Below are 15,562 nucleotides of genomic sequence, written 5' to 3' on the forward strand. Positions count from 1 at the left end.
CAGATGTTAACTAATTTGCAAATCAAGGACAATAGGAACAGGGCGATTATTGTGCTAATAATTATTACAATAATCGTAAGTGGGCATGGACAAAATATAACGAATAAAACGAGTGCAGTTGCAATAACAATAGAAAGACCTAAAGTAAACAACCCTAAAGCAATCGCTATGCCATCACAGCCACAACATGTTGCTTTTTTACAGTTCTTTTCACATGAATCTTTTAGATAGCTACTCATTGTTTTTCACTTCCTTTCGCTTTAATTTTGCATACTAGAAAAATCTAAAATTAGCTTTTCCACTACTATAGATTTTTTTAGTACAGCATATGCAATTTTATGTAAACTGTGATTGTTTGTCCGAGAAATGATAGAAGGTAATTTCAGAGAAGAATTAAACCTTTAAAAAGATGGGTCTTTAGCTTAATTCAAACATAAAAAAACACAACAAGTCTGTAATGAAAGACCTGTTGTGTTTATCTATAATTAGTATGATATTTTTTACACGTTAAATCCAGTCTAGGGTAATTAGTGGCTTTTAAAGGCTGATTTTTAGTGGTATTGGGTTTACGATATATCCATTAAATCCATGGTGTTTTTAATAGTATTGGTGTAACTGCAGTCAAATGGCAGTAGATTTCTCAATCAGTTTAAATGATGATTATGAGTTGTACATATTTAATTTGATTTTGTTCGCAATTAGGAATATAATTATAATAGCGAGTTTTTAGGAGGTTTCGATGGAATTTATAACTATAAAAGAAGCAGCCGTAAAGTGGAGTATATCAACACGTAGGGTTCAGGTTTTGTGTAATGAAGGTAGGGTTGAAGGTGCATTTAAGCATGGCAATGCATGGTTTATACCAGATAAGGCAGTTAAGCCATTACAAAAAAAACGTGGACCAAAGACAATGGGGGTAGGCAAGGATAAATAGTTTTGTGGAGAAGGGATATTAAGATGCAGTTAATAGATAACGTCAATAAAACGTTAAAAGATGATTTAGCAGAAGAAATTAAGAAAGACAGCAAGGTTTCAATAGCAGCAGCATACTTTTCGATGTATGCTTTCCAGGAACTTAAAAGTCAATTGAAGCATATTGATGAACTAAGGTTTATTTTTACATCCCCGACCTTTACAACTGAAAAAGCGAAAAAAGAGAAAAGAGAATTCTATATTCCAAGATTGTCAAGAGAGCGTAGTATCTACGGCACTGAATTTGAAGTGAAATTGCGTAACGAACTTACTCAAAAATCTATAGCTAAAGAGTGTGCTGACTGGATAAAAGCAAAAGCTGTATTTAAGTCTAATATTACAAATGATAATATGATGGGTTTCATTAACATTGATGATAAGAATTATATGCCAATCGCAGGATTTACAACAGTAGATTTAGGGTGTGAAAGAGGAAATAATGCCTATAATATGGTTCAAAAGACGGATACTCCTTTTTCCAGTGCGTACCTACATCTATTCGATTCCATTTGGATGGATGACGCGAAGCTGCAGGTAGTTACTGATGAGGTCGTAGACAATATGACAGCAGCATATAATGAAAATTCACCTGAGTTCATTTACTTTATTACACTATATAATATTTTCAATGAATTTTTGGAGGATATCTCCGAGGATGTTTTACCCAATGATGCTACCGGTTTTAAGGATAGTAAAATATGGGACATGCTTTACAATTTTCAAAAAGATGCTGCGTTAGCAATCATTAATAAGCTTGAGAAATATAACGGCTGTATACTTGCTGACAGTGTCGGTCTTGGTAAGACATTCACAGCTTTGGCAGTAATTAAATACTATGAGAACAGGAATAAGTCTGTTCTTGTATTATGTCCAAAGAAGTTATCTAATAACTGGAATACTTATAAAGATAACTACGTAAATAACCCTATTGCAACCGATAGACTTCGTTATGATGTGCTTTACCATACTGATTTAAATAGAACTAAAGGGCCATCTAATGGTTTGGATTTAGACCGATTGAATTGGGGGAATTATGATCTTGTAGTTATAGATGAATCTCATATTTTTAGAAATGGTGGTAAGATAACCGGCGAATCAGATCAAAAAGAAAACCGTTATTTGAAACTACTTAATAAAGTGATAAGAAAAGGTGTAAAAACTAAAGTCCTAATGCTATCGGCTACACCTGTAAATAATCGATTTAATGATCTGAAAAATCAGTTACAGCTTGCATATGAAGGTGATAGTACCCTGATTGATGAGAAGCTTAATATCAACAGATCTATTGATGATATATTTAGAAGCGCTCAAAGTGCATTTAATACATGGAGTAAATCTGTGCCTGAAGAAAGAACTACAAACAGATTGCTGAAAATGCTAGATTTTGATTTCTTTGAAGTGTTAGACAGTGTAACAATAGCCAGATCTCGAAAGCATATAGAAAAGTACTATGACACTAGTAGTGTTGGGAAGTTTCCAACAAGATTAAAACCAATTTCGAAACACCCTCAGTTAACTGATCTAGAAGATGCTATTAGTTACAATGAAATATTCGATAATTTAATGTTGCTTAACTTAAGTATTTATACACCATCACAATATATTCTTCCTAGTAGAATGTCGAAGTATATAGAGTTATATGGTGATGAAAAAGAAATTGGATTGACTCAAGTTGGTAGAGAAGAAGGTATTAGAAGATTGATGTCAATTAACTTGATGAAACGTATGGAAAGTTCCGTTTACTCATTTAATTTAACTTTGAAGCGTATTAAAACTCTAATTGAAGAAACAATTAATTCAATCGATCAATATGATAAACACTCTGGACTAAGCTTAAATATGACTGACTTTTCAAATGTAAATGAACTAGATGATGATGACTTGAATTCGACAGACATGTTCTCTATTGGGAAAAAAGTCAAGATTGATTTAGCTGATATGGATTATGTAAGTTGGAGAAATTACCTTGATAAGGATAGAGAAATCCTTGAACTTATTACACTTATGGTTGGGGATATTACCCCGGATCATGATACAAAATTGCAGGAGCTATTTGATGTAATAAGAGTTAAGCAAATAGAGCCAATCAATAATATGAATAAGAAAGTTATTATTTTTACTGCATTTGCTGATACTGCTGAGTATCTATATAGTAACGTCAGTAAAACAATGAAAAAGGAGTTTGAACTTGATACAGCTATGATTACTGGATCAGTTGAGGGAAGAACGACGATACCAAAGTTGCCAACGGATTTGAATACGGTATTAACTTGTTTCTCGCCAATTTCTAAAGATAAGAATTTATTGATGCCAGATAACCCTGCAGAACTAGACATTCTTATTGCTACAGATTGTATTTCTGAAGGCCAGAATTTACAGGATTGTGATTATTTGATAAATTACGATATTCATTGGAACCCTGTAAGAATTATTCAGAGATTCGGACGTATTGACCGGATTGGTAGCAGAAATGATTGTATTCAGCTAGTTAACTTCTGGCCCAATATCACCCTTGATGAATATATAAGTCTTAAATCAAGAGTTGAAACCAGAATGAAAATTGTCAATATGACAGCAACTGGTGACGAAAATATAATTAGCAGCGAAGAAAAAGCTGACTTAGAATATAGAAAACAACAGTTGAAAAGACTTCAAGAAGAAGTTGTGGATATTGAAGATATGTCAAGTGGTATATCAATTATGGATCTTGGATTAAATGAGTTCAGACTTGATTTATTGGAGTATGTGAAAGAACATCCAGAGCTAGATAAAATGCCATTTGGACTTCATGCTGTAACTGCAAGTGGAGAAGATACGCCACCTGGTATTATATATGTGCTCAAGAATATCAATGGAAATATTAATGTAGATAATCAAAATCGCTTGCATCCATTTTATATGGTTTATATTAGTAATGATGGTGAGGTAGTTTGTGATCATTTATCACCTAAAGAGATGTTAGATAAGATGCGTTTTGCTTGTAGAGGCAAAATAGAACCTATACCAGAACTCTATAAGTCATTTAACAAAGATACTAAAGATGGAAAAGATATGGTGAGATTTTCAGAACTTTTAGGAGAAGCGATTCATACCATTATTGATGTCAAAGATGAGAGCGATATGGATAACTTTTTATCGGGTGGACAAGTCAGTTTCATATCTAATGAGATAAAAGGATTGGATGACTTTGAACTTATTGGGTTCTTAGTGATAAGGTAGGTGAGACATTGAGTGGATTACCAAAAAGTACAATGATGAAAAAACAGATTCCGAAATCTGCCATATATAAAAAATATGGTATGGATAGTAAAGCAAGAGAGAAATTTGATAATGATATCAGCCGGATTTATATAGTTAACGAAGTATCTACACGTACAATGATTATTGAAAGAGGACTAGAGATTGATTCGTTTTTCGTAGTTCAGATAATGTTGAAAAACAAGAAATATGATGAAAGTAATATTATCAAGATTACTAAATTAATTAATCAGAATATGATTTTTGAATTGAGATATGAAGATAAGAAATCTTTTGCTGTATACCGTGGAAAGTTGATTACTTCTGATTGGCGTGATGATGAATCAGAGCCAATGAAAATTCAAGGGTTGACTTTGGATGAAGTGTGGAAGCAGCTGATTATCCAGATAGGTGATATTCATGTTGAGCCTCAGAACACTCTTGATGAACAAATACAGGTGAATGATATGAAAGAAAAGATTCTTGCGAATATTAAATCTTTGGATAGAAAAGCAAGAAGTGAAAGACAACCGAGAAAGAAATTTGAAATGGTTGAAAAAATAAACGAACTTAAAAAAGAATTGGGAGAACTATAAGATGGATAATAAGCTAAAAATGCAAAGTGTCAATAATGTGGATGAAAATGTTAAGAAGATTAGAGAGTTGTTTCCAAATTGTGTTACAGAGGGGAAAGATGAAGAAGGTAAGAGTATTCAAATTGTTGATTTTGATATGTTGAAACAAGAACTTTCGAATTATGTTGTTGAAGGCAGGGAAGAACGTTATCAGTTCAATTGGCCTGATAAGCGAAATGCTATCTTGGCTGCTAATGCGCCAATAAACAAGACTTTAAGACCTATACGTGGGGAAAGTGTTCAATTCGAGAATACAAAGAATTTATACATTGAAGGTGATAATCTTGAAGTCTTGAAGTTGTTGCAAGAGACATATCTTGGTAAGATAAAAATGATATATATAGATCCACCATATAATACTGGGAATGACTTTTTATATGAAGATGATTTCAAAATGACAACAGAGGACTTTATTAATGCGAATGGACAACTAGATGAAGACGGCAATAGGTTATATCAAAATACTCAAAGAAACGGTAGGTACCATACGGATTGGTTGAATATGATTTATCCAAGAATTAAGTTGGCTGCTGATTTATTAAGAGATGATGGTTTTATTTTTATAAGTATTGACGATAATGAAGTAGCTAATCTCAGAAAAATATGTGATGAGATTTTTGGAGAGACTAACTTTGTATCTCAGATTATGTGGAAAAGAAAAAAAGAAAGGTCAAACGATAGTAAGAACATATCAATACAAGGGGAATATATCCTTATATACGGAAAATCTCCATTAGCAATCTTGAATTTTGAATCGTTATCTTCCGAGTATATTAAGAAAAGTTATAAGCCTGCTACTAAAGATTTTCCTAATGGTGAATGGAGACCGGTTCCTATAACTGTATCAAAAGGGTTGAGCGGTGGTGGATATGAGTATAAAATTGTAACGCCTGGTGGGAAAGTGCATAATAGATTATGGGCATATCCTCAAAAGAGTTATGAGAAATTACTTAAAGAAGGTAGAATTTACTTTGGCAAAGATGGTAATGGTGTTCCTCAAAGGGTAATGTATGCTGCTGACAGTAAAGGGCAATCAACTACTAATTATTGGGATGATGTAGCTACAAATAAGGAAGGTAAAAAGGAAGTATTGGAGTTGTTTGATGATGCAGTTTTTGATACTGTTAAGCCTACAAAACTTATTGAGAAAATTATTGATATTACGATTGATAATAATGAATCTGAGTTTATACTAGATTTCTTTTCAGGAAGTGCCACAACGGCTGATGCAGTTATTAGGTATAATGCGCGAAACAAAACAAATCACAGATTTATACTAGTACAACTACCTGAAAAAGTTGATGGAAAGAAAAAAGGAAGTAGTTTTGATACTATTTGTGATATTGGTAAAGAAAGAATAAAGAGAGCAATAACTAGACTTGATGGGAAATATGATTCCTTAAATTTTGATAGAGGTTTTAGAGTCCTTAAAATAGATGGCACAAATATGAAAGAAGTTTATTATAATCCAAATCAGTATGAGCAGACGTTATTTAATGATGTACTCGATAACATAAAGTCTGATAGAACTTCAGAAGACCTATTATTTCAAGTCATGTTAGAACTTGGAGTGCTGCTATCTAGCAAGATTGAAGAAGAAATAGTAGAAGGTAAAAAAGTATTCAATGTTGCTGCAGGCTATCTAATGGCCTGCTTCGACAAAGATGTCTCTGAGAAGACAATAGAAGCAGTTGCTAAGAAAAAGCCATACTATTTTGTAATGCGTGATTTTTCATTAGCCAATGATAACGTTGCAACCAACTTTAATCAAATATTTCAGATGTATAGTCCAGATACAATCAGAAAAGTACTATAAGTATTAGTTTGGAGGAGATACGCTATGAAGTTTAATTTTAAGATACAACAATACCAGACTGATGCTGTTAGTGCAGTTGTTGATACATTTAACGGACAAAGTTATAACTCTGGTGCTAAGTATATACGTGATATAGGAAGAGTTATTCAAAAACAAGATCCTGTTCAGATGACATTTGGTTTAGAAGATGATTATGAAGAACTGGATGACTATGGATATAAGAATGAATTAGTTCAACTTTCTAAGAGTGACTTGTTTAGCAATATTATCGCAGTTCAGAACACAAGAAATATCAAACAAGATTCAAGTTTAGTTAGTGATATTGGTCGATGTGATTTAGATATTGAGATGGAAACTGGTACAGGTAAAACATACGCATATATTAAAACTATGTTTGAACTAAATAAGAGATACGGATGGAGCAAATTTATAGTTGTCGTACCATCTATTGCCATACGTGAAGGGGTTAATAAATCATTCCAGATTACAGAAGATCACTTTATGGAACATTACGGTAAAAAGGCTAGGTTTTTCATATACAATAGCTCAAACTTGCATCAAATAGATGAATTCGCTAGTAGTGCAGGGATTAATGTAATGATTATAAATACTCAAGCCTTTACATCATCCTTAAAAGAAGGTGGTAAAAGTAAGGATAGCAGGATTATATATTCTAAACGAGATGAGTTTGCTTCAAGAAGGCCTATTGATGTAATTAAAGCAACTAATCCAATTCTCATATTGGATGAACCCCAGAAGATGACAGGTAAAGCGACTCAAAGTGCTTTGAAGAATTTTAATCCACTATTCACATTGAATTATTCTGCGACGCATAAAAAGAAAAATAACCTTATTTATGTGTTAGATGCTCTGGATGCATACAATAATAAATTGGTTAAAAAGATTGAAGTTAAAGGATTTGAAGTGAAAAACTTCAGAGGTACTGATAAGTATCTCTATTTAGAAAATATAATTCTATCTAGTAAAAAGCCGCCAATGGCTAGAATTGAACTTGAGATATTATATAAGAAGTCTATCAACAGAGAGACTCGTATATTAGGTGTTGGTGATGATTTATATTTCATTTCTAATGAAATGGAACAGTATAAGGAAGGGTATACGGTACAATCTATAGATCCAATTGACGGTACAGTGACATTTCTTAATGGTAATGTTATCCGAATGGGTAATGTGGTCGGTGATGTTTCAGAAAAAGATATTCGTAGAATTCAGATAAGAGAAACTATACAATCTCATTTCGAGAAAGAAGAAAAACTTTTTAAGTTGGGGATTAAGACGCTTTCTTTATTCTTCATTGATGAAGTGGCAAAATATAGGCAATACGATGAAGTGGGAGAAGAAGCTGCAGGCGAGTACGCAAGAATGTTTGAGGAAGAATATAATTCTTTAGTTAGTGAATATATCAGACTTGATGGTGATGAAGCCTATGTGAAATATCTTAAAGAAATAGGGACATCAGAAACGCATAATGGCTATTTTAGTATAGATAAAAAAGGATATAGCATCGATAGTAAAGTAAAGCGTGGACAGGAGTATTCTGATGATATTTCAGCATATGACTTGATTTTAAAAGATAAGGAGAGGTTGCTGAGTTTCCAAGAGCCAACAAGATTTATCTTTTCTCATTCTGCATTAAGAGAGGGATGGGATAACCCCAATGTATTCCAATTATGTACTTTGAAGCATTCAGAATCAACCACTTTAAAGCGTCAAGAGGTTGGTAGAGGTCTGAGATTATGCGTAGACAGTTCCGGTACAAGGATGGATAAAGATAATTTAGGTGATGCTGTTCACGATATTAATAAACTCACAGTCATTGCAAGTGAAAGCTATAAAGATTTTGTCACGGATCTTCAGAAACAAATTAAAGATGTGCTTTATGAAAGGCCTTCAAAGGCTTCTATCGACTATTTCACAAATAGGAGCATTTATGTTGACGGTGAGCAAGTAACAATAAATTCTAAAGAAGCTACTGCAATATATCAGTACCTGGTAAGAAATGAATATATCGACGAAGATGACTCTGTAACTGATGCTTATAGAACTGACCTTGAAAATAATACGCTTGCAGTGTTGCCTGAGAGTATCAAAGAAAAGTCAATAGCAATACACACTTTGATTCAAGGGGTGTTTAATGAAAGCGTTCTTGACAGCATGATTGAAGATGCAAATAAGACTAAAATTGACGAGAACGAGCTGAATGAGAATTTCTTTAAGAAAGAGTTTCAGACGCTATGGAAGAGCATTAATCACAAGTATGCATATACTGCGCATTTTAAAAGTGAAGAGTTGATAAGGAATGCGATAAAGCATATTAATGAGAAAATGTTCGTGTCTGAATTGAAGTATACAACAGCAATTGGACAGCAACATGAAGAACTGAATAGGAATCAGGTTCATGGAGGTACATCATTCTCTGGACCGAGGACAAGAACTCAAAAATTGGAGAGAGCTTTGTCTAGTGACATTAAATATGATTTGGTTGGCAAGATTGCAGCTGGTACAGTTTTAACAAGAAGAACGGTTGTTGAGATTCTTAAAGGCATTGATCAAATTAAGTTATATATGTTTAAACGTAATCCAGAGGAATTCATTTCTAAGGCAATCCTATTAATTAATGAGCAGAAAGCTACCATGATTGTTGAACATATTCAATACAATAAAACAGAAGGTGAATATGATGCATCGATCTTCACGGCAGAAAAGCACTCACATAGTGTTGATAAAGCCTTTAAATCAACGAAGCATATCCAGGACTATGTATTTACTGATGGACTTGCAGAAAAGAGCGTTGAGAAACGTTTTGCAGAAGATTTAGAAGGTGCTGAGGAAGTATGTGTATATGCAAAGTTACCAAAAGGTTTTGCAATACCTACACCGGTAGGTAATTACTCTCCAGACTGGGCTATAGCCTTCAATGAGGGTGCTGTTAAGCATGTCTATTTCATAGCAGAGACAAAAGGAACAATGGAAAGTCTTCAATTAAGACCGATTGAACAGGCTAAAATATCTTGTGCTAAAAAGTTGTTTAATGAAATATCTACTGATAATGTGAAGTACCATGATGTAGATAGTTATGAAACATTAATGGAGATTGTGAATTCAGATATCTTTGATCACAAGAAAGATAATGTGTTTGAGTACGTTAATGAGCCTAATAATGGTGATATAAGTAAAGTAGCAGAAGAATAGTCACAATTTTAAAGAGTGGGCACCAGAAGATAAAAAGATGGGTAAAGGTGTTACCTTATCACTAGAAGAAGCCCAAGCTTTAAAGAAAATATTAAATGAGATGGATATTTAACTTTACCCTAGATAATCTCAATTAATGAGGTGTTTACAGTCCCTTTTTCGGTTCATAAGTAAATAAAGTTTGCAACACTCAGCAGTCGGAAAATAGACCGCCCCTTTTTCCCTTGTTGCAGTAAAACTGCAGTATTTTAAAGGATAATTAGAAAATCTACAAATAAAAGAAGTGCTAGAACCCTGTCTATACTGGGTTCTAGCATTTTTCTTTATTTTAATCTCTACGATTTCATTTACACGTTAAATCTAAACAACATTACATCCCCATCTTGAACCACATAATCTTTACCTTCAACACCGACTAACCCTTTTTCTTTGGCAGCTGTATAAGTGCCTGACGCCATAAGTTCTTCATATTTTACCACTTCAGCTCGGATAAATCCTTTCTCAAAGTCTGTATGAATTTTACCAGCGGCTCCAGGTGCTTTGGTACCTTTTGTGATGGTCCAGGCTCTTGTTTCTTTTGGACCAGCAGTTAAATAACTAATGAGACCAAGAAGGCTGTAACTAGCTCGAATCAATTTCTCAAGACCAGCATCTGTAATCCCAAGATCTTCTAGGAACATGGCACGTTCATCGTCATCAAGTTCGGAGATTTCTTCTTCAATTTTAGCACAGACAACAAAGGCTTCTGATTTTTCTTCTTTGGCTAGAGCTCTTACAGCTTGTACATGATTGTTGCTTGCGCCATCGTCCTCAAGGTCATCTTCTGTCACGTTGGTAGCATAGATGACTGGCTTATATGTAAGCAAGTTAAGAGATTGGACAAATCGCTCATCTTCTACCGTATGCCATTCAAGAGCTCTGGCTGGCATACCTTCTTCCAATGTGTCTTTTAATTTTTTTAATATAACCAGTTCAGCGGCTAAAGATTTATCACCTTTTAGAGACTTGGTTGTTTTTGCGATTCGACGCTCAAGAATCTCCACATCGGAGAAAATAAGTTCAAGGTTAATGGTTTCTATGTCACGAATGGGGTCTACAGAACCGTCTACGTGCACCACATTATCGTCTTCAAAGCAACGAACAACGTGAACGATAGCGTCAACTTCACGGATGTTGGATAAAAACTTATTACCGAGACCTTCACCTTTACTTGCTCCTTTTACGAGTCCAGCAATATCAACGAACTCAATGGCAGCAGGTATAATTTTCTCTGAATCATAGATGGCTGCTAAGTGTTCAAGGCGGGAATCAGGCACTGTTACAATACCAACATTTGGATCAATGGTACAGAAGGGATAATTGGCCGATTCTGCTCCTGCTTTTGTTAATGAATTAAATAAGGTACTCTTACCTACATTTGGTAAACCTACTATTCCTAGCTTCATATGTTGTCTTCCTTCCTATTTAAATAAGAGAGGGGATAATTCATGCTCTTCTCTTATGTTTTGCATACGATAAAACGCTTCACACTGCTGTTATTATAAATTTTTTATGGTCATGTTGTCAACACAAATTTATATTCAACGAAAGTCAATATGTACTCTACAAAGTTACAAAGAGAAGGCTGGTCTTATAAGATAAGAAAAGAGCTGCTAACCAATATGTTTAACAGCTCTTGTGTACTCATTATTTTTTACTCATGGCTTTACCGATTAACCAACCTTGTAAAAAGCATGCAAATGCCACGATTAGTGTTGTTTTCTTAATATCAAATTCCAGTAAACTTGTTTCTTCTGAATCTTTGGATGTGTGTTTTTCTCCAACCCGATGATGGGGACGACGATGTTTAGATCTTTTCATAAATATTTTCCTCCAGTCTATGTTTTACGAACCAATTACTTGCTTATACTAGTATGACACAAACCTATTAAAAATAATCACGAACATTGCATATTAAGGAAATACAGATATAACCTAATATACAATATCTGGATGCGTAATTAATAAATGAACAGATGCAAGAGAGTTTTGAGTTCGGTGTAATGTAACACGAGGTATTAATCATTAAGCTCAATACATTATAGGTATTGTCATGCTATATGGCACAATTAAGCAAGATGTCAGAATGGGCTAAATGCGCATTCTACAGCATCCTGTCTATATATGTCGTATAAAAAAATGTTATGATAAATGTAGGCGAAAAGTTTGCATTTTATAAGAATATACTATATTATATTTGTAATATGATTATTTATGGAGGAATGAAAATGAACGTAGCACCGGACATCATGTTTCCAAGCTTAGGTATTGAAATCAATGATATTAATCCAGTTGCATTTAGTGTATTTGGCGTAGATGTATATTGGTATGGTTTGATTATTGGGCTTGGAATACTTGCAGGATTATTTATAGCACGACATTTGGGAAAAAAAGTAGGTATTGACGAGAACTTATACCCTGATTTTTTAATTTATGCATTAATCGTTTCTGTTGTCTTTGCAAGGTTGTACTATGTTGCCTTTTCTTGGGACGAGTATAAGAACGATTTGATGAAGATATTTGCTTTCAGGGAAGGTGGGCTTGCCATCTATGGCGCGGTCATTGGAGCAGTCATTACTCTGATCATATTTTCTAAGTTTAAAAAAGTTGATTTCTGGAATTTTGCCGATTCAGCTGCACCAGGCTTAATACTAGGCCAAAGTATTGGTAGATGGGGAAATTTCGTAAACATGGAAGCCTTTGGTGGATATACAGAGAATCCATTGGCGATGATGTTAAAACGATCGGAAGCCAAATATGTACCAATGCAAGTATTAGAGAAGATTAAAACAGTAAGTGGCGTAGAGTACATACAAGTGCATCCTACATTCTTATATGAGTCAGTATGGAATCTTGCGGTGTTAATTCTAATGCTTGTTTATTACAAACATCGAAAATTTAAAGGGGAAATTTTCGCATTGTATTTGCTTGGCTATGGTTTAGGAAGAGTTTGGATTGAAGGTCTACGCACGGACCAACTGCTTATTGGAAACACTGGTATTCCAGCATCACAATTGCTAGCAGGCGTACTTATAGTAGTATCATTAGTGTATATCATAATCATGAGGAGGAAATGTACTAGATAACGAATGCATGCATCTTAGAGAAAGAAAGCAAATAGCTAAGGGGAATGAGATATGCAGAATTACAATATCGAAAAGCTAAGGGAAATTCTTGACGAATTAATTGCTTGCAAGGCCGATCAACAAGAAATATATAAGGTAAGTGTAGAACTTGATAAATTAATCGAAGGGTATTATGTAGAAGCAAATATAGGTGAAAAACAATATCTGTGATACGCATTACCGTAAGAATCTCGAATAAAAGTTCTATTGATAATGACTATAGGTCTTAAGGCTTACAAAGTGACAATAGTGTAAGCGTTAATAACTATATGTTTGAAGAATATATAAATACTATGGGTTTGATGAGAAAAATATTGTATGATTTATACAATAAATAGGGGCTGTATCTTATTTTTTTTGTCAAAGCATTCGTTTAACATGATTAGTAATTAATGAGAATAAGTAATAATGCATAAAAAAGTGAATTTAAAGCGTGTGGAATAACAGATTAATTCGTATAATCTGTTATTTTTTTTTGTCCAAATACTTGAAAAATTTTCTCCTATATACTAAAATATGGGTATGGGTGGTAGAAAGTGGTAGATAGTGGAGGAAAGTGGTAGATTCCTAAAACACCCTAAAAGTGCAGGTGAAGATTATGTTTATAGGCGAATATAAACATTCCATTGATGATAAAGGACGATTAATTGTGCCTGCAAAATTCAGGTCTCTACTTGGTGAGGCTTTTTATATCACAAAAGGTTTCGATCAATGTATCTTTGTTTATACAGAAGACGAATGGAATAAATTCATTGAAAAACTAAATAATAATCCTATGAAGAAAAAAGATGCAAGAAGGATTCAACGTTTCTTTATTGCATCAGCTACAGAGTGTATGTTGGACAAGCAAGGTAGAATACTCATTCCTTCGCATCTTAGAGACTATTCCGAGATAGAAAAAGAAGTGATACTCATTGGTGTATCTAATCGTGTAGAGATATGGTCCAAGGAAAATTGGGAAGCTTATAATGAAGATGATGATTTGGATATTAGTGATTTAGCTGAAGACATGGAAGATCTAGATATATAAAATAAATCATTTATGAAGATTAGAAGAGAGGGTTTCACATGGCATTTGAACACAAATCAGTACTACTAGACGAATGCATAGAAGGATTACACATACAACCAGACGGTATCTATATGGATGGAACTTTAGGTGGAGCTGGACATGCCTATGCCATATGCAGACATCTTAGTAAGGAAGGATTACTTATTGGAATTGATCAAGATGAAAATGCCATTGAAGCAAGCACAAAACATTTAGAACCATTTGGAGACATTGTTAGAATTCACCGTGCTAATTTCTCAGAGTTTGAAGACGTGTTAGAGCAAGAAAATATTAAGAAGGTTGATGGCATTTTGTTAGACTTAGGTGTATCATCCCATCAACTGGATACAGCTGAAAGAGGATTTTCGTATATGCAGGAAGCACCACTGGATATGCGTATGGATAGAAGGCAAGATAAGACTGCCGCTGATATTGTTAACACCTATTCATCGGAAGAACTTTTCAAAGTTATTCGAACATACGGTGAAGAGAAATGGGCTTCAAGAATCGTTAAGAACATTATAGAGGCAAGGGAAGAAAAACCAATTAAAACCACGTATGACCTTGTTGAAATCATAAAAAAGTCAATACCTAGAAAAGCAGCTGTCAAAGGTGGACATCCAGCAAAACGGACTTTTCAAGCCATAAGAATTGAATTAAATCGTGAATTAACAGTGATTAAAGACACCCTGGACGACATGGTAGAACGACTGAATGATGGAGGAAGACTTTGCGTTATTACTTTCCATTCCCTAGAAGATAGAATAGTAAAGAATATTTTCAAAAACCATCAGAATCCTTGCACATGCCCGCCAGACTTTCCTATTTGCGTATGCAATAAGAAGCCGAAGGGTAAAATGATAACAAGAAAACCCATAACAGCAACTCAGCTAGAACTTGACAATAATTCACGCTCTAAAAGTGCTAAGTTGAGAATATTTGAAAAAAATGAGGGGGATGTAAATGCGTAACGAAAACCGTAGAAGCAATCAAATGTACATTGTTGGTAGTAACGCTACCAAGTTAAACACCTATACAGAATCTCACACAACAAATGAAGAACACGTTGTAAGAAAAGTAAGTCCTCGCCAAGTAAGACGTCCATACAAGTACAAAATGAAACTGGTCTGTTTGTTGGCTGTCACCATGGTCATGTGCATTGTCATGGTGAAATCCCAATTAACAGTGACTGCAATAAGTGAAGACATAGCAGACTTACAAAATGACTTAAATAGTTACATAAAGAAAAATAGTCTTATTACCGAAAACATAAGCAATAATGTGAAGTTAGAAACTGTTTATGAAATTGCGACAACAAGACTGGGTATGGTTATGCCTAACCAAAACCAAATCAGTAAAATAAGCGTAAAAAAAGGCAGCTATACACAACAGTTTGCAGATATAGAAGCACCTGCTCAAGAACAAGAAGCTGTTAGCAATATACTTGGTTTTATTTTATCCAATCAAAGGTGAT

General features: G+C 34.1%; 12 protein-coding genes. 10 read left to right on the forward strand and 2 right to left on the reverse strand.

Translation table 11 applies throughout. The annotated features are described in order from the left end of the window. The first annotated feature begins 739 nt into the window (after window positions 1–739). The 5 genes from HZI73_RS13230 to HZI73_RS13250 are packed head-to-tail and all read left to right on the forward strand — an operon-like array spanning window position 740 to window position 9,873. A complete protein-coding gene (locus HZI73_RS13230; RefSeq protein ID WP_212693869.1) occupies window positions 740–934 on the forward strand; it encodes a MerR family transcriptional regulator in 195 nt (64 codons plus the stop codon). A gap of 23 nt (window positions 935–957) precedes the next feature. Then, the gene (locus HZI73_RS13235) at window positions 958–4,191 is read left to right on the forward strand and encodes a helicase-related protein (protein ID WP_212693870.1); all 3,234 of its coding nucleotides are present in this window, start codon (window positions 958–960) and stop codon (window positions 4,189–4,191) included. 8 nt (window positions 4,192–4,199) lie between these two features. Further along, on the forward strand, window positions 4,200–4,805 hold the full coding sequence (locus tag HZI73_RS13240) for a DUF4391 domain-containing protein (protein ID WP_212693871.1): 606 nt from the start codon (window positions 4,200–4,202) through the stop codon (window positions 4,803–4,805). Between the two features lies 1 nt (window position 4,806). Beyond that, window positions 4,807–6,660: a site-specific DNA-methyltransferase gene (locus tag HZI73_RS13245; RefSeq protein ID WP_212693872.1), complete on the forward strand. Its 1,854-nt coding sequence runs from the start codon at window positions 4,807–4,809 to the stop codon at window positions 6,658–6,660. Window positions 6,661–6,684: 24 nt separating this feature from the next. Then, window positions 6,685–9,873, forward strand: a complete 3,189-nt coding sequence (locus HZI73_RS13250; protein ID WP_212693873.1) for a type III restriction-modification system endonuclease — start codon at window positions 6,685–6,687, stop codon at window positions 9,871–9,873. A 347-nt stretch (window positions 9,874–10,220) separates the two neighbouring features. Here the strand turns inward: HZI73_RS13250 and ychF are convergent, their stop codons facing one another. Then, window positions 10,221–11,318: a redox-regulated ATPase YchF gene (ychF, locus tag HZI73_RS13260; RefSeq protein ID WP_212693874.1), complete on the reverse strand. Its 1,098-nt coding sequence runs from the start codon at window positions 11,316–11,318 to the stop codon at window positions 10,221–10,223. Between the two features lie 241 nt (window positions 11,319–11,559). Next, window positions 11,560–11,733, reverse strand: a complete 174-nt coding sequence (locus HZI73_RS13265) for a hypothetical protein (RefSeq protein WP_212693875.1) — start codon at window positions 11,731–11,733, stop codon at window positions 11,560–11,562. A 407-nt stretch (window positions 11,734–12,140) separates the two neighbouring features. On the opposite strand from HZI73_RS13265, the gene lgt reads away from it, so the two are divergent. The 5 genes from lgt (at window position 12,141) to HZI73_RS13290 (ending at window position 15,561) form a co-directional block, all read left to right on the forward strand. Then, complete coding sequence (gene lgt / locus HZI73_RS13270; protein ID WP_212693876.1) at window positions 12,141–12,998, forward strand: prolipoprotein diacylglyceryl transferase; 858 nt, start codon at window positions 12,141–12,143, stop codon at window positions 12,996–12,998. Between the two features lie 51 nt (window positions 12,999–13,049). After that, on the forward strand, window positions 13,050–13,208 hold the full coding sequence (locus HZI73_RS13275; protein ID WP_212693877.1) for a Spo0E family sporulation regulatory protein-aspartic acid phosphatase: 159 nt from the start codon (window positions 13,050–13,052) through the stop codon (window positions 13,206–13,208). A 427-nt stretch (window positions 13,209–13,635) separates the two neighbouring features. Further along, entirely contained in the window at window positions 13,636–14,067 is a 432-nt protein-coding gene (mraZ, locus tag HZI73_RS13280) for a division/cell wall cluster transcriptional repressor MraZ (RefSeq protein WP_212693878.1), read from the forward strand. Window positions 14,068–14,105: 38 nt separating this feature from the next. Further along, a complete protein-coding gene (rsmH, locus tag HZI73_RS13285) occupies window positions 14,106–15,059 on the forward strand; it encodes a 16S rRNA (cytosine(1402)-N(4))-methyltransferase RsmH (RefSeq protein ID WP_212693879.1) in 954 nt (317 codons plus the stop codon). Beyond that, a complete protein-coding gene (locus HZI73_RS13290; protein ID WP_212693880.1) occupies window positions 15,052–15,561 on the forward strand; it encodes a septum formation initiator family protein in 510 nt (169 codons plus the stop codon). The genes rsmH and HZI73_RS13290 overlap by 8 nt, the downstream gene beginning before the upstream one ends. Window position 15,562: the final 1 nt, after the last annotated feature.

This window comes from Vallitalea pronyensis (genome assembly GCF_018141445.1).
Taxonomy (GTDB): Bacteria; Bacillota; Clostridia; order Lachnospirales; family Vallitaleaceae; genus Vallitalea; species Vallitalea pronyensis.

Coding starts and splice junctions, on each gene's coding strand:
- HZI73_RS13230 (WP_212693869.1), top strand. CDS start 740: ATGGAATTTATAACTATAAAAGAAGCAGCCGTAAAGTGGAGTATATCA.
- HZI73_RS13235 (WP_212693870.1), top strand. CDS start 958: ATGCAGTTAATAGATAACGTCAATAAAACGTTAAAAGATGATTTAGCA.
- HZI73_RS13245 (WP_212693872.1), top strand. CDS start 4,807: ATGGATAATAAGCTAAAAATGCAAAGTGTCAATAATGTGGATGAAAAT.
- HZI73_RS13250 (WP_212693873.1), top strand. CDS start 6,685: ATGAAGTTTAATTTTAAGATACAACAATACCAGACTGATGCTGTTAGT.
- ychF (WP_212693874.1), bottom strand. CDS start 11,318: ATGAAGCTAGGAATAGTAGGTTTACCAAATGTAGGTAAGAGTACCTTA.
- HZI73_RS13265 (WP_212693875.1), bottom strand. CDS start 11,733: ATGAAAAGATCTAAACATCGTCGTCCCCATCATCGGGTTGGAGAAAAA.
- lgt (WP_212693876.1), top strand. CDS start 12,141: ATGAACGTAGCACCGGACATCATGTTTCCAAGCTTAGGTATTGAAATC.
- HZI73_RS13275 (WP_212693877.1), top strand. CDS start 13,050: ATGCAGAATTACAATATCGAAAAGCTAAGGGAAATTCTTGACGAATTA.
- mraZ (WP_212693878.1), top strand. CDS start 13,636: ATGTTTATAGGCGAATATAAACATTCCATTGATGATAAAGGACGATTA.
- rsmH (WP_212693879.1), top strand. CDS start 14,106: ATGGCATTTGAACACAAATCAGTACTACTAGACGAATGCATAGAAGGA.
- HZI73_RS13290 (WP_212693880.1), top strand. CDS start 15,052: ATGCGTAACGAAAACCGTAGAAGCAATCAAATGTACATTGTTGGTAGT.